25 protein-coding genes are annotated in these 22,601 nt (G+C 69.6%); 19 read left to right on the forward strand and 6 right to left on the reverse strand.

Going from position 1 to position 22,601, the window contains the following annotated elements:
• Positions 1-249: 249 nt before the first annotated feature.
• The 6 genes from O7615_RS14965 to O7615_RS14990 form a co-directional block, all read right to left on the reverse strand.
• Positions 250-816 (reverse strand): GNAT family N-acetyltransferase, encoded by a 567-nt coding sequence (locus tag O7615_RS14965; protein WP_278178191.1) that lies wholly within the window; start codon positions 814-816, stop codon positions 250-252.
• Entirely contained in the window at positions 813-2,348 is a 1,536-nt protein-coding gene (locus O7615_RS14970; RefSeq protein ID WP_278178192.1) for a hypothetical protein, read from the reverse strand. Before O7615_RS14970 ends, O7615_RS14965 begins: the two co-directional genes overlap by 4 nt.
• A gap of 23 nt (positions 2,349-2,371) precedes the next feature.
• The gene (locus O7615_RS14975) at positions 2,372-3,088 is read right to left on the reverse strand and encodes a creatininase family protein (protein WP_278178193.1); all 717 of its coding nucleotides are present in this window, start codon (positions 3,086-3,088) and stop codon (positions 2,372-2,374) included.
• Positions 3,089-3,100: 12 nt separating this feature from the next.
• Positions 3,101-4,267 carry a hypothetical protein gene (locus O7615_RS14980; protein ID WP_278178194.1) on the reverse strand — a complete coding sequence of 389 codons (1,167 nt, stop codon included), beginning with the start codon at positions 4,265-4,267 and terminating at the stop codon, positions 3,101-3,103.
• A gap of 272 nt (positions 4,268-4,539) precedes the next feature.
• A complete protein-coding gene (locus O7615_RS14985) occupies positions 4,540-4,746 on the reverse strand; it encodes a DUF397 domain-containing protein (protein WP_278178195.1) in 207 nt (68 codons plus the stop codon).
• Positions 4,718-5,638: a helix-turn-helix transcriptional regulator gene (locus O7615_RS14990; protein WP_278178196.1), complete on the reverse strand. Its 921-nt coding sequence runs from the start codon at positions 5,636-5,638 to the stop codon at positions 4,718-4,720. The genes O7615_RS14985 and O7615_RS14990 overlap by 29 nt, the downstream gene beginning before the upstream one ends.
• 415 nt (positions 5,639-6,053) lie before the next feature.
• Here O7615_RS14990 and O7615_RS14995 point away from each other — a divergent pair, with 415 nt between their 5' ends.
• The 19 genes from O7615_RS14995 (at position 6,054) to O7615_RS15085 (ending at position 22,257) form a co-directional block, all read left to right on the forward strand.
• Positions 6,054-6,695: an N-acetyltransferase gene (locus O7615_RS14995; RefSeq protein WP_278178197.1), complete on the forward strand. Its 642-nt coding sequence runs from the start codon at positions 6,054-6,056 to the stop codon at positions 6,693-6,695.
• Positions 6,696-6,787: 92 nt separating this feature from the next.
• Positions 6,788-7,171 carry a hypothetical protein gene (locus O7615_RS15000; RefSeq protein WP_278178198.1) on the forward strand — a complete coding sequence of 128 codons (384 nt, stop codon included), beginning with the start codon at positions 6,788-6,790 and terminating at the stop codon, positions 7,169-7,171.
• Positions 7,168-8,622, forward strand: a complete 1,455-nt coding sequence (locus O7615_RS15005) for an APC family permease (protein WP_278178199.1) — start codon at positions 7,168-7,170, stop codon at positions 8,620-8,622. The genes O7615_RS15000 and O7615_RS15005 overlap by 4 nt, the downstream gene beginning before the upstream one ends.
• 14 nt (positions 8,623-8,636) lie before the next feature.
• Complete coding sequence (locus O7615_RS15010; protein ID WP_278178200.1) at positions 8,637-9,689, forward strand: hypothetical protein; 1,053 nt, start codon at positions 8,637-8,639, stop codon at positions 9,687-9,689.
• Positions 9,686-10,882: a histidine decarboxylase gene (locus O7615_RS15015; protein ID WP_278178201.1), complete on the forward strand. Its 1,197-nt coding sequence runs from the start codon at positions 9,686-9,688 to the stop codon at positions 10,880-10,882. Before O7615_RS15010 ends, O7615_RS15015 begins: the two co-directional genes overlap by 4 nt.
• Positions 10,883-10,919: 37 nt before the next feature.
• Complete coding sequence (locus O7615_RS15020) at positions 10,920-12,050, forward strand: class II histone deacetylase (RefSeq protein ID WP_278178202.1); 1,131 nt, start codon at positions 10,920-10,922, stop codon at positions 12,048-12,050.
• Between the two features lie 60 nt (positions 12,051-12,110).
• Positions 12,111-12,890, forward strand: a complete 780-nt coding sequence (locus tag O7615_RS15025; RefSeq protein WP_278178203.1) for a methyltransferase domain-containing protein — start codon at positions 12,111-12,113, stop codon at positions 12,888-12,890.
• Complete coding sequence (locus O7615_RS15030; protein ID WP_278178204.1) at positions 12,890-13,213, forward strand: hypothetical protein; 324 nt, start codon at positions 12,890-12,892, stop codon at positions 13,211-13,213. Before O7615_RS15025 ends, O7615_RS15030 begins: the two co-directional genes overlap by 1 nt.
• A 201-nt stretch (positions 13,214-13,414) precedes the next feature.
• On the forward strand, positions 13,415-13,633 hold the full coding sequence (locus O7615_RS15035) for a hypothetical protein (RefSeq protein ID WP_278178205.1): 219 nt from the start codon (positions 13,415-13,417) through the stop codon (positions 13,631-13,633).
• Positions 13,634-13,671: 38 nt separating this feature from the next.
• Positions 13,672-14,424: a CPBP family glutamic-type intramembrane protease gene (locus O7615_RS15040; protein ID WP_278178207.1), complete on the forward strand. Its 753-nt coding sequence runs from the start codon at positions 13,672-13,674 to the stop codon at positions 14,422-14,424.
• Positions 14,322-14,657 carry a hypothetical protein gene (locus O7615_RS15045; RefSeq protein WP_278178208.1) on the forward strand — a complete coding sequence of 112 codons (336 nt, stop codon included), beginning with the start codon at positions 14,322-14,324 and terminating at the stop codon, positions 14,655-14,657. The genes O7615_RS15040 and O7615_RS15045 overlap by 103 nt, the downstream gene beginning before the upstream one ends.
• On the forward strand, positions 14,654-15,103 hold the full coding sequence (locus O7615_RS15050; protein WP_278178209.1) for a hypothetical protein: 450 nt from the start codon (positions 14,654-14,656) through the stop codon (positions 15,101-15,103). Before O7615_RS15045 ends, O7615_RS15050 begins: the two co-directional genes overlap by 4 nt.
• Before the next feature lie 5 nt (positions 15,104-15,108).
• Positions 15,109-16,071: a tetratricopeptide repeat protein gene (locus tag O7615_RS15055; RefSeq protein ID WP_278178211.1), complete on the forward strand. Its 963-nt coding sequence runs from the start codon at positions 15,109-15,111 to the stop codon at positions 16,069-16,071.
• A gap of 201 nt (positions 16,072-16,272) precedes the next feature.
• Positions 16,273-16,791, forward strand: a complete 519-nt coding sequence (locus O7615_RS15060; protein ID WP_278178213.1) for a hypothetical protein — start codon at positions 16,273-16,275, stop codon at positions 16,789-16,791.
• 402 nt (positions 16,792-17,193) lie between these two features.
• Positions 17,194-18,156, forward strand: coding sequence for a type II CAAX endopeptidase family protein (locus O7615_RS15065; protein ID WP_278178214.1), 963 nt, complete (start codon positions 17,194-17,196; stop codon positions 18,154-18,156).
• Positions 18,153-18,575, forward strand: coding sequence for a hypothetical protein (locus tag O7615_RS15070; protein WP_278178215.1), 423 nt, complete (start codon positions 18,153-18,155; stop codon positions 18,573-18,575). The genes O7615_RS15065 and O7615_RS15070 overlap by 4 nt, the downstream gene beginning before the upstream one ends.
• Positions 18,576-18,631: 56 nt before the next feature.
• Positions 18,632-19,981: a M48 family metalloprotease gene (locus O7615_RS15075; protein WP_278178216.1), complete on the forward strand. Its 1,350-nt coding sequence runs from the start codon at positions 18,632-18,634 to the stop codon at positions 19,979-19,981.
• A 275-nt stretch (positions 19,982-20,256) separates the two neighbouring features.
• Positions 20,257-21,069, forward strand: a complete 813-nt coding sequence (locus O7615_RS15080; protein WP_278178217.1) for a tetratricopeptide repeat protein — start codon at positions 20,257-20,259, stop codon at positions 21,067-21,069.
• A 417-nt stretch (positions 21,070-21,486) separates the two neighbouring features.
• Positions 21,487-22,257, forward strand: coding sequence for a methyltransferase domain-containing protein (locus O7615_RS15085; RefSeq protein ID WP_278178218.1), 771 nt, complete (start codon positions 21,487-21,489; stop codon positions 22,255-22,257).
• Positions 22,258-22,601: the final 344 nt, after the last annotated feature.

Raw genomic sequence — 22,601 nt, forward strand, 5'->3', positions numbered from 1 at the left:
CGTCGGCCCCTGTGCTGCGAGCAATCGGTAGCGCGGTGTGGGCAGTGGCGGCGGCCAGTTCAGGCTGCCCTGCGGCGACTTGAGTTGCGGCCCTACTCGCGCGAGTTCAAAGTCCTGGCGATGCAGCGTCGGTATCGACGCGCGCCGTCTACACACGAAGCTCCCGCCGAGCTGGAGCCACTCTACTGGCATGCGGTATCTGCGGCGGGGTTGACCTGTAGCAGTCCGATGTCTTGGGCCCGGTGACAGTTACGGCGTGGGGTTCCTGGAGAAGGATCTGAGGAGCAGCAGGTCGAGGACTGGCCCGTTGGGGTTGGTGCGGTACGGGCCGGCATAGCGGTAGCCCAAGCGCCGGTAGAAGCGCTGCGCGTTGCTGTTGGGCATGGTGAGTAGCGACGCCCACTGGGGTCCCAGGGCGTCCAGGATCGCGGCGTGGATGCGGCTTCCGACACCGTGGCCGTGCCATCGGCGGCAGACCGCCAGTTCGCAGATCCCGATGAGGGAATCGGTGGTCCGTGCCGCTTCGGTGATCGAGGGCAGCAGATCCTTGCCGAACCAGTAGGCGGGGGAACAGCGGAAGCCGTACCCGAAGCCGATGCAACGTTCGGCGTTGTGAGCGGTGATGAGGGTGAAGTCGTCGCGGGTGGCGTGGCCGATGATCTGACGGCGCAGCGTGTCGGAGTTGAAGCCCGCCGCCGCGACGTCGTGGTCGTCGGCGTGGGCGTCGGCCCACACTGCGGTGAGCGTGTCGAGGAGACCGTCGACCGCTATGCCGTCGTGGCGACGGGTGGTTGTGCCGGGCGCCTCGTTACTCACGTCGGTATTGCCGCTCGGTGAAGATCGAGGTAACCGGCGACGCTGCGGGTCCGCTCGTAAGGTGACAGCGCGTCGGCGACGGTGTTGAGGGCACGCCGGAGACGGTCGGACTTGACGTCGGACAGATACCCGAGCGTTCGGTGGGCGGCATCGACCGCCGCGTCGAGGTCCGGACGTGGCTTGCGCGCGTGATGCAAAGCGATGTCGGCGGTGTAGAGGGCGCGATTGCGGGCGTGGTCGGCGGAGAACAGCATGACAGTGTGCTCGGCGCCGGCGCAGGCGCGTTCGTACTGGCCGAGGTCGGCCCTGCACAGGCTCTCCAGACCGGCGAGTTCAGCCGGCACGAAGAATTCGAGCCAGGCGGGGTCAGCGTCGCTGGGGCCCTGACCGTAGAGATGGTAGGCGCGCACCAGTGCCTGTTCGGTGAGGGTTCGGTCGCCCTGGAGCGCCCAGCCGCGGGCCTCGCGCATCGCCAGCAACGACAGCCACCGAGGCGACCCGAGCTGGGTAGCGGCGCGTTGGGCGACCTTGGCGGTGCTGACCGCCTCGCGCGGATGATCGGTCGACGCCGCGAGCAGGGACAAGCAGCCGAAGGCATGCGCTTCCAGAGCCGGATCGTCGGCGTGCCTCGCGCAGACGAGAGCTTCGGTGTACAGCGAGCGGGCGTCCGTCGTCCTGCCCGAGTCGAGCGCGAGCCAGCCGGCGGTCACCGACAGAGCGCCGGTGGCCAGTTGCAGCCGGCGTCCTACCTGTTCGCTGTAGCGGCCGTTGCGAAGCCATCTGTTCGCTTGGGTCACGGCTGTCGCCGCGAGCTGGTTGAGTTCGACGGCACCATACCGGCGGTCCTGGGCGTACAGGCGTTGCTCGATGTCCAAAATTGTCTGTACGTGCCGGTCGTCCAGTTGCCGGCCGGCATTGTTGGTGGCTGGCCCGGCTGTTCCAGCGAGTCCCGTGGCTGCGGCTATGCTGCTCAGGCCGCGCAAGAGTTCTCGGCGACGAAACTGGCCGTTGCATGCACCCTCTGGCTGAGTCCGATCGTCCAAGCTAGTTGTTTGCGTTGGGTTGCTTGGCGCCCGATGCGCTGCGTCAAGGTGACCGACCTGTTCACGCAGGTACTCGGCGGTCGCGAGATCCGTAGACTGCGGCTGGGCGAGTGCACATTCCACTCGGTTGTCGCCTTCCGGGCCTCCCGTCGATGCGCTTTCGGCAGCGGCGTCGGGCTGCGTGCGTCGTGGACTGTAGAGGTCGAGTTCGATGTCAGTGGAGGCGCCGAGGACGTGGCGCAGGGCGGTGCGGCGCTCAGGACTGGGCCACCGATGCTCCCCGCGCTCCAACTTTCCTACCCAACGGTCGTTGACGTAGTGGGCGGTGAGGTTCCGGTTCGGATACAGCAGACCGAGCGTCTGGTTGATAGCGTCGGCCAGCTCGGACCGGGACATGCACTGCCCACGGCGTCGGGGCGACGGCATGCGCTGGCGTGCTTCGGTGATCACCCCGTTGGGCGTGACCACCGTATCCGGATGACGAGGCATGCACCCGCTCCCTAGTCGCTCAGCTACCGCGCATGTAGGAAAATGGCCAGATGGTCGTCGAACGATCTTGCCAAGCTTTCTAGCAGGGCTTGACCCTTGTCCGCAGTGCCGGCCGAGGGGCGACCGATGATACCGGTCTTTGTGTACGGCGCCAAGCCATGAACTAGGAGCATGGGCCTGTCGTTCGCGAGGTGGTCTGCGTCGACGAAGTCGGCGCCGACGGCGTGGGGGCACACGTGCAGCAGGATGGACACTTCGAGTTCGCCGCCGTGCATGTCCTGGTGGGTGTCGGTGTCCAGCCGAGCGGCGTCTCGGGCCTTGGTCCAGTCTGACCGAGTGGGGAACAACGTCATGGACTTCGGCGCTGTCGCGTTGGCCGCCTGGACGATGTTGCTGAGGACGTAGTTGCCGCCATGGCCATTCACGATGGCCAGGCGGGTGACGCCGCTCGCGGCGAGGGAGGCTCGGATGTCCTCGACCGTCGCGGACAGAGTCTGATGGCTGATGCTTACGGTGCCGGGCCAGCCGGTGTGCTCGTGTGAGCAAGACATGGTGATCGGGGGCAGGACCAGGACGTTGTGCCGCTGTGCGATCGCGGCGGTGATGGCTGTGGCGACGATGGTGTCTGTGGCTAGGGGTAGGAACGAGCCGTGTTGTTCCCAGCTGCCGATGGGCAGTACCGCGACGGTCGGTGCCTGGGCGGCGACGTCGGCGCTGGTGGTGGTGGGGAGCACGTCCACGCGGTCATTCTGTCACTGACGGGTCACGGCGGCGCGGTGCGCCTCGACGAACGCGCGTACCGAGGCGAGGGTGCTGCGTGGGCGTAACGCGATCGCGAGAGGCTGGGTTGCTCGGATGATGCGGTGTGACCCGGTCTCCTGGGCCAGTCGCAGCGCGTTCATCCCGTGCTCGGCGGCACGTTCGGGATCATCATGCAGGGAGCAGTCGGCGAGGTGAGCGTGCCACATCCCGCGATCGATCGACGCGACGCCGGCCTGGTCGTCGAGGAGTTCTTCAAGGATGGCTGTGGCGGAGGCCGGATCTCCGAGCAGTTGCCGACAGCGGGCCTCCGCCGCGGTCACGTATCGCAGGTCGCAGTGTCGCGCGAACGCGTCTTCGTCCCCGCCATCCGCGTCGGCGTGTCGTAGTTCCTGGTGTGCGGCTGTGACGGCGGTGCCGGTGTCGTCGCCGCCGGCTGCCAGCGCCTCGGCCAGCCGGGTCAGGCACAGGGCGCGTGTGCGCGGCGGTACCGGGCCGTGGGCCAGCGATCGGCGTGAGAGCGCGATTGCGGTCCGGACGTCGCCGTTGTCGAGGGCTCGCTGGCTTTGTCGCATCAGCGTGTACGCGACGAGCGGTCGGTCGTTGGCCTCGTTCGCGCGCAGGTGTGAGCGCTCCAGCCACATACCGCCGTCCGAGGAGGCGTTGTCGGCGATCCAGCTCATGAACTCGGACCATCGCGCGTCGACGGCCGCCAGGTGAGGCCGGCCGAGGTCGCGTTGCAACCGATCAAGGAGGTCGAGGTGTTCGCGTACCCGGAGGCTGAGTGTGGACCAGGTGTGGGAGGGCTGTGCGGTGATGCGGTCGAGTTCGCGTAGCCACGCCTGCGACTGGCCGGACAGGAGTTCGTCATCGACGTGGATGCTGACCAGGTGCGGTGTTGGCGGCTGGGACAGCCCAAGGAGTTGGTGGGGCGGAACGTCGGGCGTGCGTCGCGGGCTATAGAGGTCGAGTTCGACGTCGGTGGTGGCGCCGAGGACGTGGCGCAGGGCGGTGCGGTGCTCAGGGCTCGGCCACCGGTGCTCGCCCCGCTCCAGTTTTCCTACCCACCGGTCGTTCACGTAGTGCGCGGTGAGGTTCCGTTTCGGATAGAGCAGATCCAGCGCCGCGTTGACGGCCTCCGCCAACTCCGATCGAGACATGCACTGGCCGTGGCGGTGCGGCGAAGCGAGAGCCCTGCGAGCATTGCGCAACGTGCTGTTCGGCGCGATGACCGCCTCAGGGTGACGTGGCACAGCCACCTCCACAACGCGAACCACTGCTGTAGCGTGACCAGATGGAGACATGGAGTATGTAGAGCGTGGCGTAGCATCCCAGGTCGGCCGGCACCGCGCCAGCCCGCAGCCCGCGTTGCGTTCCGCGGGCTGCGGGCTCGCGAGACCCGCGCGAGCCTCGGGCCGGGGAGCGGGTTAGCTCATTCCGACGTGGTCACAGGCGTGAACTCGTCAGCGTGAACTCCATTGGTGAAGGCGCGCCATTGCGCCGAGCCGAATCGCAGAACCGGGCCATCCTCGTCCTTCGAATCGCGCACGAAAACGGATGCGCCTGCGCTGGCGAACTCGACGCAGTTGCCGCCGTCGCTACGGGTGGACTTACGCCAGGCGTACTGGGGTGTGGTCACGGCGAGACTCCTTCTCCATGGGGGACAGTTTCTCCGCGATCTCGCGCAGAAGACGCATACTCGAATCGATCGATAGGGCGGCTGCCCTGAGTCGGCTGTGCATGCTGATGTACGGGTCGACCTCGTCGGCGTCGGTGAAGATTAGGTCTCGGGTAAGCGTATCGACGGCGACAGCTTGTAAACCCTGCGGGTCTTGCGGATCGCCATATCGGTAAATCGAGTACGCCGACTTGGGGGAGCTGCAGTTCCGGACGGAGGCACCCATGGGAAGCACCCGAACAATCACGGACCGGTGCGTCTCGCAGATGGTGACGATGTGCCGGAACTGCTCCGCGGCAACGATCGGATCGGCAGCATCACGTCGAACCGCGGTTTCATCGATGATGGCCTCGTAGCGCTGTGGCCCGCCGGCGGCAAGCAGCAGCCTCTGGCGGTGGGCGCGAGCGGCGACGGCGGCATCAGGATCGAACTTGTCGTTCTGGCTTAGGTCGCTGCGTAACCGAGCGTTGCTGAACGCCGGCGTCTGCAGGAGACCCGGAACGAGCATGCTGAACTCGTTGATGACGCTGGCGCCGCTTTCCAGGTCGGCGTAGGTCACCTGACGGAGTCCCATCTGGTCGGGGTTCGCCATCCACCATCCCCGCGTCCAGCCATCGGCCGCCGCATCCATGATCGCGGTCCGCCGGTTCGCGCCGACGGCAAGGTAGTCGCAGATGCCGCTGACCAGATCGATGTCAGGGCCGAGATGGCCATTCTCTAGGGCGCTGAGTTGCTGCCGGGAAAACCCGACGGCGCGTGCGAGTGCATCACCGCGCACGCCGTGCTCCTCGCGCAGGCGCCGGATTTCACGTCCGAGCCACCGCCGACGGACATAGGGACTGGGGCGGGTCAACAGCAGCCTCCAAGATCAATCCCGGGCCCGGTCAGGCGCTGGCGGCCGGCCGGGCACTCAATGTAACCCGGGTTGACGTGGAGATGATCTCCATGTTGTTGCTCGACCCTAGTGAAGACGCAGCTCAAGGCCCGGTCGGACCGAAGGTCGGGACGCAAGGTCGGACCGAAGGTCGGTATTCCCAGCCGGGCCCGATTCGGTGATCGTTTATTTGCAACGAGCTATGCCCATGTCGGGATAGGTCCGTTGCCGGAAATCCCGCACGTGGGACAGCCGATGCGGCGGCTTTATGCGCTTGCGTTGGTTGCGCACGGGCCTCCGGGACCGACCGTTTTACCACGATGTTCAGCAAGGTCGATCACCAGCAGAAGCGGGGCGCACGGCCGAGTGCTGTTGAAGCTGAGGAGCTGTCGTGATGGCGACAACGATGCAGTCCGAGGAGACCGCGATGGTCCGCGCGGGCGGCGCGGACGTGCCCGAGCTTGCCATGCTGCTGGCCCACGCGTTGTCGGCGGGATCGGTTGGTGCCTGGCTTGTCCCTGACGCGGGTGCTCGCGTGAGCGTCCTGCACCGCTACGCCGAGCTCGTGTTGGAGCACGCGGTGCGGCATGGTCAGGTCGACACGACCGAGGATTTGTCCGCGTTGGCGGTCTGGTACTCCGGCTCGGTGCGTCCTGCCGTGCCTACGGCGTGGGCGCGTGATCTTGAAAGGCTGCTGGGGGTTAGCGCCGGTCGTTTCGCCTTGTTCCATGCGGCTCAGCCAAACGTCCCACATCGTTATCTGGCTCACGTCGTTGACGGGCGAGGCGGAGCCGACGGCGGAGTGCTCGCCGGGCGTTTACGTGTTCTCGATGCCGCAGGGCTGCCCTCGGTTGCGGAAATCGTCAGCGACCGGCCTCGAGAGAGTCTGCTCGCTCGGTGTGGGTACCAGGCACGGTCGCCGGTTCTGTTGGAGTCGGGCGGTCCGGTCCTGTGGCGGATGTGGCGATCTGCGCCCGTTGTGGTCAGGGATGGATTGCCGCGTCGCGTCCGTCTGCAGCGCTATGGGACTCGATGATGCCGTTGGTATTTGCGTTTCCCCTTCCGTCACTTTATGTCTGCTACGTCAGTGGGCAGTTCCCTTCCAAAGGACCAGGAGCCGTTCCCTTCATGAAGACCGCAACTCGTCTCGCGACCACCGTCCCACGATTCTGGCGCCCTGAACGATTGTTGAGTGCGCTGATGTCGACGGCGCATGCCGGTGCCGCCGTTCCGGCAGCCGATGACGACGTGGCGGCAAGGGAAGGTCTGTGGGGTTACGCAATTCGTCGTGAGTGGCGTAACGGTGAGCATGACCTGTTCGGGTTCACGTCCGACCGGGACGAGGCCGATCGGGCGGTCGCCTGTGACGAACGGTTTTGGCGTCGCGGCCCGGTGCGGCCGTTGGCGGTGTATGTGGTGCCGACCAACGCGGCCGGTGTGGACCGGCATTCGGTGGATGGCTGCCGTGCTGGGTCGTGCCCGGACTCGCCGGTGCGGGGGGTGTCGTGGTGAGTGCGGGGTTGCAGGTGGCGTTGACGCGTCGCACGGTGACGCCGGCCGGGTTGTGGGTGTTCGGTGCGGCGGCTTCGGCGCCGTTGGTGGTGCTTGTCGGGGGTATTCCGGCGATCTATGCGACCACGGGTGTGGTGGCGTTGCCGTTGACGTATGTGCTGGTGGCGGTCGGGGTGGCGTTGCTGGCGGTCGGGTATACGGCGATGGCGGCGAGGGTGGGGCATCCGGCCGCCTATTACGCCATCCTGGCCCGTGGTGTGGGCCCTGGCTGGGGTGTGGCGGCGGGGATGGTCGCGTTGGTCGCCTACGGGGCGATCCAGACGAGTTTGTATGGCCTGCTCGGCGGGACGCTGGCCGGCGCGTTCGGTGGGGCCTGGTGGGTGTACGCGGCTGTGGCTCTCGCCGTGGTCGGGGCGTTGGGGGTCAGGACGATCGTGCTGTCGACCCGGGTCCTGGGGACGGTGTTGGTCGTTTCGCTGCTGATTGTTGTGGTGTTCGTGGTGGCGGGGGCGAGTCAGCCGGCGGCGGGTGCCGTGTCGTGGGAGGGCTTCGAGGTCTCCGGGCTGGCGGTTACCGGGATCGGCGGGGCGGTGGCGTTCGTGGTGGCGTCGTTGATGGGTGTCGATGCCGCGGGCAGCTTCGGCGAGGAGTCGATCGACAAGACGTCGATCGGCCGGGCCATGATCGGCGCGGCGCTGGTGCTCGGTGGCGCGTACGCGTTGGCGGCGTGGGCGACGGGCGTGGCGGTCGGTCCGGGCAGCGTCGCCGAGCAGGCCGCCGATCCGGGGTTGCCGTTCGCGGTGCTGGAGCGTGCTGGCGGCTGGTGGGTCGGTGCGGCGGCGGGGGTGTTGCTGGTCTTCGCGATCATCACCTCGATGGTGGCCTTCCACTGCGTGTTCGCGCGGTATGTGTTCGCGATGGCCCGCGAGCGGACTCTGCCGGTGGGGCTGGCGCGGGGCGGCAGTGGGAAGCGGGTCAAAGCCCCACGCAACGGTTCGTTGACGCAGACGGTCGTGGCTGCCGGGGTGGTGGCCGGCTTCGGAGTGGCCGGCCTTGATCCGATCGGTCAGATGTTCACCTGGTTGTCGAGCCTGGGAGCGATGGGCCTGTTGAGTTTGCTGCTGGCCGCGTCGGTCGCGGCGCTGAAGGCCCCGCCCGAGGTGAGCGGCCCGCGGCCCGGGGTGTGGCAGTGGCGGCTCGCGCCGTTCCTGGGCTCCCTCGCCGGGTGTGTGCTGTTGGGGCTGATGATCCTGAACGCGGGGCCGCTGCTGGGCGCCGCGCCCGGGTCGGCCTATCCGTACCTGCTGCCCGTGATCCTGCTCGGTGTCGCCGGGCTGGGCGGCATGTGGGCTGGGCACCTGCGGCAGGTCCGACCGGAGGTCCACGCCGGTATCGGTCATGGCACGCCGCCGACCAACGCCGTTCCCGACGACGTCGACTTCAACATCTGACAGGGGCGACGATGATGACCCACGCGGCAACACCCGCCGGACACTACGGCTCCGGCCCCCAGCATCCCGGCTACCGCCCTGACCCGCAGCATCCCGGCTACGGCGGCGACCCGCTGTATCCCGGGCTGCCGGAGCGCGCATCGCCGGTACCGTCCGAGGGCTACCGTCCTCGCGCTCAGTACGGGCCGCCGCCCGGCTACGACCCGTCTCCCGCCGGCTACGACTGGCGGGACGCCCCCATCCCCGTGCGGGTGCCGCCGCCTGCGCCCCCGGCCGCGCCGGCGCCTGCGGAGTCGTCCGCGCCTGTGGACGCACCGGACGAGGAGGCGGAACGCGAGGAGGCTCGGCGGTGGGCGAGTCTGCGCTATCAGGTCGCCTGCCGGACCAAAACGGCCAACAACGGCCACATGAATCGTGCCGACTTGGCGTTCGGGACACCCAAGGCTCTGGGCCCTCACGGGATCTTGTGGTTCTTCGCCTCCGCGGCGCCGGAGGAGCCGTTCGGCTTCCGGATCGACATGCTGCAACGGCTGTGGTACTCGTCGCCCGACACGGACGCCCTGCCTGAACTGCTCGTCGAGTTGGCCGAGGTCGCCAAGGGCAATATCGCCTCCGCGGCCGCCGATGGGCGGCGGTGGCATCCGGCTGGTCCGGAAGGGTCGATGGTCAACGGCAGGGACGTGACTCTTCCGCCCGGTGCGCAGTACGTCGGCGTCGGGGTGAGTACGCTCGACAGCGAGGACGGCCGCTGGTACCAGGTCGCCGAGCAGTTGCGTGCGCCGGTGGCCCCCGGCCACCGCAGCAGGTCGGCCTACGACCTGAAGGGCCGCGGCTTCGCGCTGCTGACCGACGACACCGCCCTGCGCATTCTGCGTGATCCCCACGGCCGGGTCGGTGACGACGGCATCCGCAGCAACAAACCCTTGGACGCGAACCGACCTGACCACTGGCACAACCCCCACGCCAACCTGACCGAGCAGGGCGACCAGGAAACCCTCGCGATCTGGCGGGGTCTCGGCACGCTACACGCCGTCCTCACCGACTACCTGTGCGGGCGGCCGGCGTGACCGACACCCTCGACCTGGCCGCCGCCGCGGACCTCGACCAGGACACGATCGACATAGACGCGGTGCTCGGCCGGCTCGTCCGCGACGCCGACGCGGCCGCGCCGACCAGTATCGGCTTTCCCGGCGCGACGGACCTTGACTACCGCCGGGTCGTGACACGTCTCGGCGGGCGGCTGTGGAACAACATCGGCAACCTCGATGACCCGGGCGGAGTGGCGCACACGCGGGTCCTGGAACGTGCTGCCATCACCTGGTTCGCGAACCTGCTGGGTATGCCGGCCGATGACCGGTGGGGCTACGCGACCAGCGGCGGCACCGAGGGCAACCGGGCCGCTCTGTTGGCCGCCTACCATCGCTGGCCGACCGCCCGGATCTACCACACCGACGCCGCCCACTACTCCGTCCGCAAGATCGGTAGGGAGATGGTCGGCGCCTACAAGGTGGTCGTGCGGGCCGGCCCCGACGGGGAGATGGACTACGACGACCTGGCCGCGCAGATCCGGCGGCGGAAGCGGTGGCCGGCGATCGTGGTCGCCACGGCCGGCACCACCATGACCGAGGCGGTGGACGACACCGCCCGCATCCGCGCCGTTCTCACCGAGCACGGCGTCGCCGGGCACCTGCACGTCGACGCCGCCCTGTCCGGGATCCCCCTCGCACTCGACGGACAACTGCGCTTCACCGACGGCGACATCGACAGCATCGCCATCAGCGGACACAAGTTCCTCGGCATTCCCACCCCATGCGGGGTAGTGCTCATTCGCGACAGCGTCCGCAGACCGGCCGAGCGGGTCGCCTACACCGGCACCGTCGACACCACCGTCAGCGGCTCTCGCTGCGGCCTGGCCGCCGCCCTGATCTGGAACGCGATCGCCGTACACGGCCGCGAGGGACACCGCTGGCGGGCCGCGGAGGCCCGCAGCACCGCCGCATACGCCGTCGAACAGATCACCGCCGCTACCGGATGGCGCGCCTGGCGGTGGCCGCACGCCTTCACCGTCGTCCTGCCCACACCACCGGCCACGGTACGCGCTAGGTGGCTGCTGGCCACGGACGGACCGGTCAGCCACATCGTCTGCATGCCCGGCGTGACCCGAGAACAGATCGACGCGTTCGTCGCCGACCTCGCCGACGCCGTCAGGACACGCATCCCGCACCCCCGCACCCCGCCTGAGATCACGACCGCGTCGTGAACCCTGCATCGGCTGCCGACCTTACGGAGGCGATTACATGCCCACCGGCTACGTCCACCATCCGCTCTTCTTCTGGCATGACACCGGTACCAGCGCCGGCGTGATGCCCGCGGATCCGTTTGCGGGCATCCAGCCCTACGTGCACGTGGAGAACGCCGACGCGAAACGGCGCAGTCACGAGCTGATCCAGACCTCCGGTGTGCTCGCCGCCGCGTTGAAGGTCGTCGATCCGCGCGAGGCCACCATGGACGAGCTGCTGCGCGTGCACACCAGCGACCACATCCAGTCCATCAACGAGCAGAGCGAGCTGCGTGGGGGAGGTGACGCCGGGGACGGGTTCTCCCCGGTGGGGCGCGGCAGCTACCGCATCGCTCGTCTCGCCGCTGGCGGCTTGGTCGAACTCGTTACCGCGGTCGCCGAGGGCGTGGTCACCAATGGTTACGCGTTGCTGCGTCCGCCGGGGCACCACGCGACCGCCGACCAGGGGATGGGGTTCTGCCTGTTCAACAACGTTGCTGTCGCCGCCCGGCACGCGCAGAAGGTCCTGGGCCTCGGCCGGGTCGCGGTCGTGGACTTCGACGTGCACCACGGCAACGGCACCCAGGCGATCTTCTACGGCGATCCCAGTGTGCTCACCATCTCGCTTCACCAGGACAACTGCTTCCCGCCGGCCTCCGGCGCGCTCGCCGAAAACGGTCTGGGTGACGGCGCCGGGTATGCGATCAACTGCCCGTTGCCGGCGGGCACCGGCCACGCCGGCTACCTGCACGCGATGCGCGAGGTTGTCCTGCCCGCGCTCGACCGGTTCGCACCCGACCTGATCCTGGTCTCGGCCGGCTTCGACGCGAACAACTTCGAGCAGATGGCGCGGCAGATGCTCACCGCCGACACCTACCGGGAGATGACCCGCCTCCTGGTGGAGGCCGCCGAGCGGCTCTGCCACGGCCGTCTCGTCAGCGCCCATGAGGGCGGCTACAACCCCTGGTACGTGCCGCTCTGCGTCCTCGCCCACGTGGAGGAACTGTCCGGGCACCACACGCACGTCGTCGACCCCTACGCGGCCGTCGTCGCCCCCGATCACCTCCTGCCGCACCAACGGGAGGTGATCGAGACCGCCGCGCGGCTCGTCGCGCGGATCACACCGGCCCCCACCAGCTCCGTTGCCTGACCGGGCAGACCAGCACCACCAGCAGCCCTGCCGACAGCCTCACCGACAACCGGAGAAACCATGACTGCAACGACACTGCCCGCCCCACCAGGGCCGCTGCACCGAGTGCTCGACCGCGGCATCGAGAACTACCTGGACCGGATGAGCGACATCAAGACCAACCACAAGGTGCTGGAGATCGGTGCGGGCATCGGTAGCGTCACCGCCCGCCTGGCCGCGCAGGTGGGCCGGTATGGGGCGGTCACCGCCGTGGACCGCGACGTCAGTCACCTGACCCCGACCAGCGTCGTCGACGTGCACCGGCGTGATCTGGACCGCGAGCTGCTGCCCGGTACGGCAGGCGGTTTCGATGTCGTCGTCGCCCGCTGGCCGCACGGCGCGCTGCGCGATCCGGCCGACGTGCTGGAGCAGATGATCGTCCGGCTGCGGCTGGACGGCTGGCTCGTCCTGGCCGACGTCGTCGCGTCGACCCCGCCCCGGGTGTACCTGGCACCAGACGAGGAATCCGGCAACCTGATCCACACCGTCCTGCGGCAGGTCCACGGCATCATCACCGGCCGCGACGGCGGGACCTGGACCGCCGACGCCGACGCCCTGCTGCTGGACAACGGCCTCACGCAGCAGTGCGTCCACACCACCGCCGAAACCTGGACCGGCGGCGGCGACGGTTGCCGCCTGCTCGCCGACATCGTCACGTACCTGCGACCGGCCCTGGCCGGGGTCACCGACGCCGACGCCACCCGGTTCACGGCCCTGATGGCTGACCACCGTGTGCTCCTGCGTCCGTGGGCGACCCGGCTCATCCACGCCCGCAAGGTGAGCGGAGATCCAGGCCACTGATGACGTATCTGACGACTCTCCGCCGGCCGCTGGCCGCGCTGCTCAGCGCTCTGATGCTCACCGCCTGCCAGCACACCAGGGCAGCCGGCTCGGATACCGCGAGCACGCCGGCCACCACGGCGCCGGCCGGCCCACCCGGGGCGGTCACGGCTGACGGGCTCACCGCGCCGCAGCGTCTGCTGCTGCTCGCCGACACCATCGGCGCGACACCGGCCGACACCATCACCGGCGACTCGCCCTACACCTACCTGCACCTCGGACGCGGTCACGCCAGCACCGACTCCACGCACCCACCACAGCCACCGGGAGCCGCGAACCGGTAACGAGCTGACCGGCCGCCGCTCTGGGGAGGGAAGCGGCCGGTCCCGGCCGGCGGCAGCGGCCCCCCGTCCGCTGCCGCCGGCCACCCCTGGGCCACCAGCGACACCCCGCTCACGGCCACCAGCGAGCGCCACCCGCCCCGCTGGCCCTCCACCAGCCCCACACGCCGCCATGCGGCACATGATTTGAAGGGTTCACCCGCCTTGCTCAGCCTGTTCGCGGTCGTCGCATCGATCGTGTTGCGCCTCTACGTCGCCGGCGTGCCCGTCACCCTGCCTGATCCCGCCGTGGTCGCGGGCGAGGTCGTGGCCAGGGCCCAGACGCTTGTTCCGTGCCTGCACTGCATTGTGCGGTATCTCGTGATCAGCCTGTCGGCCGCGGACGGCAGCACTGACGTCCTGCCGAGCCTCACCCTGCCGTAAAACCCGTTCCCTCTCGATACCAGAAGGACCTGCAATCCATGCCCATGCTGCTGCCCGCCGATACGCCCTATCACCGGATCACCCGGGAGATCCCGTGGTGGCGGACGCTGCTGACGCTGTTCGCGGTGCTGATCGGCGCCCAGTTCGCGATGCTTCCCGCCGTGCTCGTCAGTGCGCGTGTGGCGCCGGAGGGCCTACCGATCCTCGGCGGCTTCACCGCGCTCGCGCTGTCCTTCGTCGCGGTCGGCTGCGTCCTGCCGGTGGCCCTGCTGATCGTGCGCCGGGGTGAGGGCCGCAGCGTCGGCACGCTGTCCAGCGTCACGGGTCGGCTCCGGTGGGGGTGGCTGTGCTTCTGCGCCTTCCTCGCGGTGGCGAGCGTCATCGGCGCGGTGGTCGGCAGCGCGGTCGTCCTGACATTCCTGTCCGTCACCGGCAGCGCACCACCACCCTCCGGCGGAGGGTCGTCTGCGGGCCTGGAGGGTCTCGGTGGACGCCTCACCGTCCTGCCGATCCTGCTGTGCCTCATCCTTGGCCAAGCCGCCGCGGAGGAGTACGTCAGCCGCGGCATCGTCCTGCAGGCGGTCGGCCGTTTCACCCGCTCAGCCTGGCCCGCCATCGCCGTCCAGGCTCTGGTCTTCACCGCGCTGCACGGCATCGGTGACTCCTGGGCACCGTCGGCGTGCTCAGCATGGGCATCGCCCTCGGCTGGATCACGGTGCGTACCGGCGGGCTGGAAGCCGCCCTCGCCTTCCACGTCGTCTACAACGCCGCCGTCGCGATCCCGGCCGTGATCCTCGGCGGCGGCGCCCCCGATCCCACCGAGTCCGCCATCACGGCCACCTGGCCCCAGGCCCTGTTCATCAGCGCCATCGTCGCCCTCTACACCGCCAGCATCAGCGTGGTCGCCCGGCTATACGGCGTCACCACCACCACGCCTGCCACCCCCGCACGCCGGGATAGCTCACCCGCCGACGCGACCACGCTCATCCGGCGCGGCGACGAGACGGTCGGGAGCGCCACGTGACCGACCGTATCCGCCCGGCGCGGTGGTCGGAGACAGACAGCGTCGCCGCGGCCGACGACGCGTCGCGTCTCGCCGAGGCCGCCGCAGCGCACACCGGACGTGTCACCCAGATCGACGCCCTCATCGCCGCCCAAGGGCCCGCCGATGCCCACTACGACCTCGCCCTGTTCGCCGGGCGCTCCTCAGAGCAGCGAGCAGGGCGGGGTGGGGCACTGGTCGCGCACCTGCGCGGTCGGCTGGCCCGCATCGAGCTGCCGTCCTGGACCGGCAACCTGCCCGCCGGGCGGAACCTGCTCGCCTGTCACGGCTACACCGACCAGCCGCGGATCACGCTGCCCGACGGCCCGACCCCGCACCCCACGGGCCGTGCCGTCCACCACGCCACGACCCTAACCACCGCCGTCGCCGGCCCGGCCGGCCCACGCGGGCACGACGCGCAGGTGTAGCCGCCATGCCCCCACTAGCCACCGACACCGCGCGGGACCTACCGGACGCGACGTACCTGCCACACGGCCTGGTGCACTGCGGACGCTGCGACGAGAACATGACCCACACCGAGCGCCCCGAGGCCGAGCCGGGCTACCAGTGCCGACCCGACTGCCGCCGTGGACTCATCGACGCCGGCGTCCTCGCCGACACCGTCGGCCGGGAGATCCTGCGACACGCCCCCCGGATCGTCCCGATCACCGGCACCCCGACACCCCCGCGCCTGGCCGCCGCCTACGCCCGCCGCGTCCTGACCCGCGTCACCGTCGGCGCCACCGCCACCGACATCACCCTCGCCTGGCACGCCGCCCCCGCCGCCCCGGACCCGCTCGGAACGACCCACCGACAGCGACTCGCCGCGGCCCGCGGCCTCGCCGCCAGCGATCCGCACCGGGCCCTGCACCTGCTCTGTTCCTGCCTCAGCGGCGTCAACCCCCGCAGTGCGCTACCCGATCCGGGGTACGCCGACACCGCTGCGCTGCGCGCCCAGGTGCACCTCACCCTCGGCCAACCGCGTGACGCGATCGGCTGGGCCACCTACGCCCACCACAGCCTGAACCACCTCAACGGCGCCCACCACCCCGGCACCCTGGCCAGCCTGCATCTGCTCGCCACCGCCCACCACCGCGCCGGGAACCATCAACGCGCCCTGCACCTCTACCAGCAGCTCGCCGACCTGCTGGCCGAGACCGAGGGCCCCTACGCCCACCGCACCCTCGCCACCCACGCCACCATCGCCCTCGTCCTGTACCACCTCGGCCACTGCCACGCCGCTCAAACCCTGCTCGCGGACACCATCACCACCCACCAGCGCGAGCACCCCGGCCACCGCAGCACCGCCCGCATGACCGAGCACCTGGCCGGCATCCGCCGCGACTGCGCCGCCAGCGGCCACCGGCACCTCGACACGCCCACCGAGCCCAGCTGATGCCGACGGCATCACCACACCCGTCCAGCAGCCCCCCGCTACCCGTGCCGCACCGCTGGCCACCACCGGCAGGAGACCGCCCGCATGACAAAGGCCGACATGAATCCCGACGTCAGCGGGGTACGCGCCAGGTCGGCTCGCCCATCGTCACGGGCGACAGGAGCGCAACCGCGGGACAACCAGCGAGAGGAAGGACACGCATTGCTGCACCCAGAACGTGAGTCGCGGCCGTGGCTGTTCGGTGCGGACGCACTGCGAGATGACCCGCTCACGCGATACCGGATCGCCGCGGTAACCCATGTGTCTCCCACCTGGTCATACCTGGTGGCATTCCACCTGGGCTCGGAGGCACGTCCCACCGATCAGGAGAAGGTACTGCTCGCCTCATTCCTGCAGCAGTACAAGGACGTCCACTACCGTCCTAGCACCCGGGAGCGGATGGAACGCCTGCCACTCGACGTGGATGGAACCGCAAACGGAGTGGTCTTCCACAAGTGGGCGCAGGACGACTGGGGGTATCGCCGACGCCTCCACGAGGCCGGCCACCCGTTCTCGGTCACACCCCCGGCGCTGCGCGGTAGCCCGCACGACGACGGCATCCCCGGACCGCTGTCCCTGCCGGCGTTGATGGACCGAATCCACGGAAGCGGACCAGAAAGCGACCCATCGCCGCGGTGGCGCGAGTGGAAAGCCACCCATCCTGAGGCTTTCGTGTCATGACCGTTCCTGCCGGCCTTCGACGCCCATCGGATACCGAGCTAGTGCGGCGGGACGGCGGGACCACCGCCAAGCGACCCACCGCAACTCGGCCTCGACCCCACGGCACCGTTACGCCGTCGGATCTGCCGGTAGACGTCGCCCACACCGACCACCCGGGAGCCCTACGCGCCGCCGTGAACTGGATCCCCGACGCCACCGTCACCCACAACGGCAGGCCCACCACACCGCCCGCACCGACAGCCCCGGCCACCGGCGGCTCACCAGCGCTGCGTCCGCCCGGCACGCCGCCGGCGGCACCACGTCGGGAACCCGCCGCCGCCCGACACGGTGCCCAGGGCCGTGCCTGCCCGTGACCTACCGCCCTGTCCACGAAATTTTCGCCGTACGAAGGACCCGCTAACGATGCGCGTGCACGCACCCCCCGCCGGTACTGCCTACCACCGGATCACCCAGCGGATCCCGTGGTGGCGGACGCTACTGACCCTGATCGCGGTGCTGATCAGCACTCAGGTCGCGGTGTACCCCGCCAGGCTGCTGCGTCAACACCTGCCGCTGGACCTGCCGATCCTCGGTGGTTTCACTCCGCTGATCATGTCGTTCCTCGCTACCGCCAGCATCCTGCCGGTGGCGCTACTCATCGTCCGCTGGGGTGAGGCCCGCCGAGTGGGTACGCTGTGCAGCGTCACGGGCCGCCTACGCTGGCCATGGTTGCTGCTCTGCACCGGCATCGCGGTGGTCTGCGCCGGCGCCGCGATGCTCGCCATCATCGCGCCTACGGCGCTGGCGGTCGCCGATGGACGGCTGGACCTTCAGGTGGTGCTGCCCATACTCGCAGTGCCCGATGACCTTGCTGCCCGTCTCATCATCATCGGGCCGATTCTGCTCTTGCCCATCATCGGCCAGGCCGCGGCGGAAGAGTTCGTCACCCGTGGTGCTGTCCTGCAGGCCGTCGGACGGATCACCCGCTCACCCTGGCCGGCCATCGCCGTTCAAGCCGCGGTCTTCACCGCGCTGCACGGCAGCAAAGTCGGTTTCCACCCGCGCACCGTGCAGATGCTGTGCTTTGGCCTTGCCCTCGGCTGGATCACCGTCCGCACCGGCGGCATCGAGGCCGCCTGCGCCTTCCACACCGCCTTCAACGTCCTGGACGTGCTGGCCTGGGACCTCCTCGGCATGAGGACCATCGTCACCGGACCCTGGACCAGGCCCGTCATCATCGGCACCGCGATCGCCGTCTACGTGCTGATCGTGCGCGTCGTAGCCCGCGGACAGGTCCTCACCACCACGCCAGCGGCCACGAGCGCCGCCCCCACCACACCGGCCACACAGCGAGGCGAGGACGAGACGGCCGGGAGCCCGACGTGACTCGCCTCCGCACCGCCGTGCACCCTGGCAACCAGCGACGCGGCCACGACAGCACGCTGGTGGCCCACCACCAGTACCTCGGCAGCATCGGCCTGTTACCACGGTCGATCATCGTGGCGGTCACGCTGGCCGGCGTCCTCGCCGGCATGACTGCCCCCGCCGACGCGGTCGCCGGCGGATGGGCCGCCACGCCGCACGACGGTGTGGCCTCCGTTCAGATCCTGCACCCCGAACTCGGCATCGCGCTGTGCGGCGGTGACCTGGTCCGCGGGGGATCCTCGTCTGTTACCGCCCGCCGGTACCGCATACCACCGGATCACTCGGCGGATTCTCTGGTGGCGGACGCTGTTGACCCTGATCGCGGTGCTGAAGTGCGACAGGAAATTCGACGTGATTGGAGAATGTTGAATTGGGGTTGAAGCGTAGGCCCGCCGGGCGGCGGATGGCTGTTCTTGCTTGTGTGTCGGCTGCGGCGTTGGCGTCGGCGGTGCTCGTCGCGCCGTCTCCGTACGCGGCTGCCGGTTACGGGCTTGTGGTGCTGGTGGTGGCTTTTGCCGTGGGAGTCGCGACGTTGACCCCTCGGGTAGGGCTGCCGGTGTCGAGGCAGGACCGGGCAGCGGCAGTGAGTTTGGTGGACACCTGGCAGGGCAGGACCACGGCGCTGCATCAGGAGTTGCGCCGTTGCCGCGAGTGGGCTCTCCTGCCGGTGGGTGTGCTGGTGCTGCTGGGACTGACGCCGCTAGGGCCGGCTCTTATCCGACCACTGGGCGATTCGCCTACGGCGCAACTTGTCTCGGGCTTCCTCGTGCTCAACTTCATTCTCGTCATCGTCGGGTTACCGCACGAAATTGCGAAGCAGCGGCTCCTCGTCCGTTACCGCTTCTCCGGGCAGGGGTGGCCGGATTGGATCAGCACCACCGCCCGGAAATGCCTTTTCGATGTGACTGGCCTCGGACTGGTCCTGGGGGTCTGGTATGCCGCTGTCGCTCTCACGCCGGACTGGTGGTGGTTATGGGCGTTCGTGGGAACGACGATCATGTCGATTGCGGTCAGGTTTTTCTTTTCTTGGCGGTTGCCACGGCTGACGAAGGCCACGCCTCTCGCGCACGGCGAGTTGCGTGAGCGTCTGTTCAGACTGGCTGAGCAGAACGGCGTCAACGTCACTGAGGTGTATGTCACGCGCACCTATTGGCCAAAAGGACTGCAGGCTGAGGTGATCGGATACGGCCCGTGGCGGATCGTGCTCGCGGACACTCTGCTGCGCCAGGCCGCCGCAACGCGTTCGGCGAGCACGACGGTCCGCGGTGCCGACGACCAGATCGCCGCGGTGGTCGTCCACGAGCTGGCGCACGCCAGGCACCAGGACGCCAGCTCGCATCACGTCCTCATGGGGCTGAGGGTCGGCATCGCGTTGTGCGGCATCTACCTGCTCAGTGGTTGGGCGTGGCTGCTGAGCTTGTCTGGTGTGGAGTCTGCCACCGACCCCGACGCGCTGGGGCTACTGTTCCTGTTGTTCCTCGCTGGCGCGCAAGGGCTGAACCCGGTGCTGGCGTGGGTATGGCGACGCAGGGAGGCGTACGCCGACTGGTATGCGCTCACCGTGACCGATGATCCCGAATCGCTGGAGCAGTACTGGCGAGAGACAGCGCGGGTAAGCCAGGCCGACCCCAACCCACCCCGAATCGAGCGGCTCTTCGCACATGATCCCCCGGTCGTCGACCGGATCGCGGCGATCACCGCGTATGTCAGGAGCCAAAGCCAGGCCAGTGAGGCCGCGGGCCCGCGTACGCCCGCGCCAGCCGATGTCGAGCGGGAACCGGCGTGACCCCGCGACACGAACCGGGCGGCGTTCGGGTCGCCGTGGCACCGCATGTGCCCGCCGCCGATCCGCCGCGAGTCACCCCAGACGCACGTGCTCGCGACCGGGTGGTCGGAGTGGTCGATGCCCGCACCGCCGCGACCGTCCACGCACCTCGCGAACCTCTCCCACCCGCGTCCGAGCGCCCTGACTGTCTCGCCGCTACCGCTGCGGGCGCGGACACCGAACGCGGCACCGCCATCACCGACCGGCAATCCACCCAACCGCACGAGCACCGCGCCGTGCCAGCCGCGCCTCAGGATGACGGCCCGGGCGCGGCACGGATCGCACGTGCGGTCGAACGGGCGGAAGAGCTGGTCGCGGTGGGTGACCTGCCGAGGGCCGCCGGGTGCCTGCGGTCTGTCCTCGCCAACATGGACCGCGCCGCCGTGTCGTCCGCGGCGGTCGACGCGGCCGTCCTCTACGCCCATGTCCTCACCAGCGCGGGACATCCTGAGGTCGGACTGGCGTGGGCGAGATGGGCACGGCCCCGGCACGGGCGTGGACCGGACGACCCGGTGGCGGTGCGGATCCTAGGCGTCCTCGCGGCGTCTCTGCACGCGACGGGTCAGCTCCGGGCCGCCGCCGCTCACTACCGGGACCTGACCGCGGCGCTCACCCGCCTGGACGGGCCTGACGCGCCGCGTACGCTGGCGGCCCGCGCGGACCTCGCGGTGGTGCTGCACGCCAGCGGCGACTGCGACACAGCCCATGCCGAGCTCGGCGCGGTGCTGCAGGAACAGCAGAGCGGCCCGGATCACCTCATGGTCAAGCTGCTCACGCGGCGGGCCTGCATGTACCGAGACTGCCTCGATGCCCGCGCCGCGCAGTGTTTCCTACAGGCGGTAGCCCGCGCCCGCGCCGTGGGCCTCGCCGAGCAGGTGCGCGCCGCCGCCGCACGCGCGCCCTGCGACCGGCACCGGAGGGTCTGCACCCACCGCCGCCCTCGCCCCACCGGCCAGCCGCCCGCGCCGAGCCAACACCCCGAAAGCCTGGAGGCCCGCCGCGCGGGTCAGCCCACGCCAGCGGCACGCTCGCCCTGGGAGGCGCCGTGAACCAGCCACCGTCGTCTCGGACGTGTGCCGGCGGCCTGCGGGGACGCCGCTTCCGATGTGCGGGGCCGGCGGTGAGGACCGTCCACCGCCTCGCCGGCGACGCGACACGCCCCCGCGCCCGGAATAGGCCCGGGCGCGTCCGGGGCGGGCTCGCGTGACGGGCACGCCGCCCACAACCCACTCTTCTTCCGCGCACCCCTTTCGAGGAGACCTTCGATGATCGCCGCAGCACGGCGCTACCAGATCCGCAGCAGGTGATGGACATCGGCGCGGGCGCGGGTTCCATCACCCGAGCCACCAGCGACCGGAACCCGCCGGTGACGGCCGCACACCGCCTCGCCACCGACCCGCCGGCCACGGCCCCGCCGGCCGGCCGCCCGCGCCGAGCCAACACCCCACCTCTCCGGGAGGCTTTTGATGATCGCCGCACCGTCGCACTACCGGTTTCGTAGCGACGAGCTGATGCAGCTGGTGTACGACCCGTTCACGTGTCGCGACTTGTCGCGTGTGGGTGTCTGGCCGGGTCAGCGGGTGATGGACATCGGTGCCGGCGCGGGTTCGATCACCCGGTTCCTCGCCGAGCGGGTCGGCGTCACCGGCAGGGTGATCGCGGTCGACGACACCCGTCTGCTCGATACCACCGACATCGTCGATGTGCATCAGCGTGATCTGCGGGCGGGTCTGGGTCTGCCGATCATGCCCGGCACGGTGGACCTTGTCCATGCCCGCAACGCGTGGGCGCATCTGCCGAACCCGGTCCGTGTCGTCGACGAGGCGATCACACTGTTGCGTCCTGGTGGGTGGCTGGTGCTCGGTGACATTATCCACGGCCGCGTCCTGGTTCACCGGGCGCCGTCAGACGCCGACCTGATCGTCCAGGTCATTCACGCCATTCTCGCCACTGTCGCCGATGGTGGCGTCGACCTGCGCTGGGGTGAGAAGGCTCTCGCGGTGCTCCTGGACGCTGGTATGCGGAATGTCTACGGCCGTAGCCGTGCTGAGACGTGGAGCGGCGGCGGCCCGGGCTGCCTGCTGATGGCCGCACATGCCGCTGCGCTGCGCGACCAGCTTCTGCGAGACGACCTCACCGCCGGTGACCTCAAGCAGTTCGGGGAGCTGATGGTCGACCCCGGCGTCGTCGTCGAGGGCTACCGCTTCGCCTCCACCATCGCCCAGAGGCCGCAGTGACGTCGGGCGGCCCGCAGTGGCAGCGGCAGCCTGACCGGTCGCCCAGGCAGCGGCCGGTGACGACTCATCCCGCTGTTCCCGTCGTCGCCGGGCATCTCCTACGGCACACCCGAGGACGATCATGCACAGCACTGTCACCGACAACCTCGCAGCGCCGGTGTCGCGCAGGCGACCGGCCGCCACCTCCGGCACCGACCTGGCGGCGGGCACGGTGCCGCCCGGCGTGCTCCCGGCGTACGCGGGCGCGGCGGCCCGCATGCCGGTCATCCGCTGCGCGGGCAGCGGTACGCCTAGGGCGGTCGTGGTGCGCCAGTCGTCGTACGGGCCGTTGGGCACGGGGCATT

Source organism: Micromonospora sp. WMMD1082 (assembly GCF_029626175.1).
Lineage (GTDB): Bacteria > Actinomycetota > Actinomycetes > Mycobacteriales > Micromonosporaceae > Micromonospora.

Coding starts and splice junctions, on each gene's coding strand:
- O7615_RS14970 (WP_278178192.1), bottom strand. CDS start 2,348: ATGCCTCGTCATCCGGATACGGTGGTCACGCCCAACGGGGTGATCACC.
- O7615_RS14980 (WP_278178194.1), bottom strand. CDS start 4,267: ATGTCTCGATCGGAGTTGGCGGAGGCCGTCAACGCGGCGCTGGATCTG.
- O7615_RS14995 (WP_278178197.1), top strand. CDS start 6,054: ATGGCGACAACGATGCAGTCCGAGGAGACCGCGATGGTCCGCGCGGGC.
- O7615_RS15000 (WP_278178198.1), top strand. CDS start 6,788: ATGAAGACCGCAACTCGTCTCGCGACCACCGTCCCACGATTCTGGCGC.
- O7615_RS15010 (WP_278178200.1), top strand. CDS start 8,637: ATGACCCACGCGGCAACACCCGCCGGACACTACGGCTCCGGCCCCCAG.
- O7615_RS15020 (WP_278178202.1), top strand. CDS start 10,920: ATGCCCACCGGCTACGTCCACCATCCGCTCTTCTTCTGGCATGACACC.
- O7615_RS15025 (WP_278178203.1), top strand. CDS start 12,111: ATGACTGCAACGACACTGCCCGCCCCACCAGGGCCGCTGCACCGAGTG.
- O7615_RS15030 (WP_278178204.1), top strand. CDS start 12,890: ATGACGTATCTGACGACTCTCCGCCGGCCGCTGGCCGCGCTGCTCAGC.
- O7615_RS15040 (WP_278178207.1), top strand. CDS start 13,672: ATGCCCATGCTGCTGCCCGCCGATACGCCCTATCACCGGATCACCCGG.
- O7615_RS15045 (WP_278178208.1), top strand. CDS start 14,322: ATGGGCATCGCCCTCGGCTGGATCACGGTGCGTACCGGCGGGCTGGAA.
- O7615_RS15055 (WP_278178211.1), top strand. CDS start 15,109: ATGCCCCCACTAGCCACCGACACCGCGCGGGACCTACCGGACGCGACG.
- O7615_RS15065 (WP_278178214.1), top strand. CDS start 17,194: ATGCGCGTGCACGCACCCCCCGCCGGTACTGCCTACCACCGGATCACC.
- O7615_RS15085 (WP_278178218.1), top strand. CDS start 21,487: ATGATCGCCGCACCGTCGCACTACCGGTTTCGTAGCGACGAGCTGATG.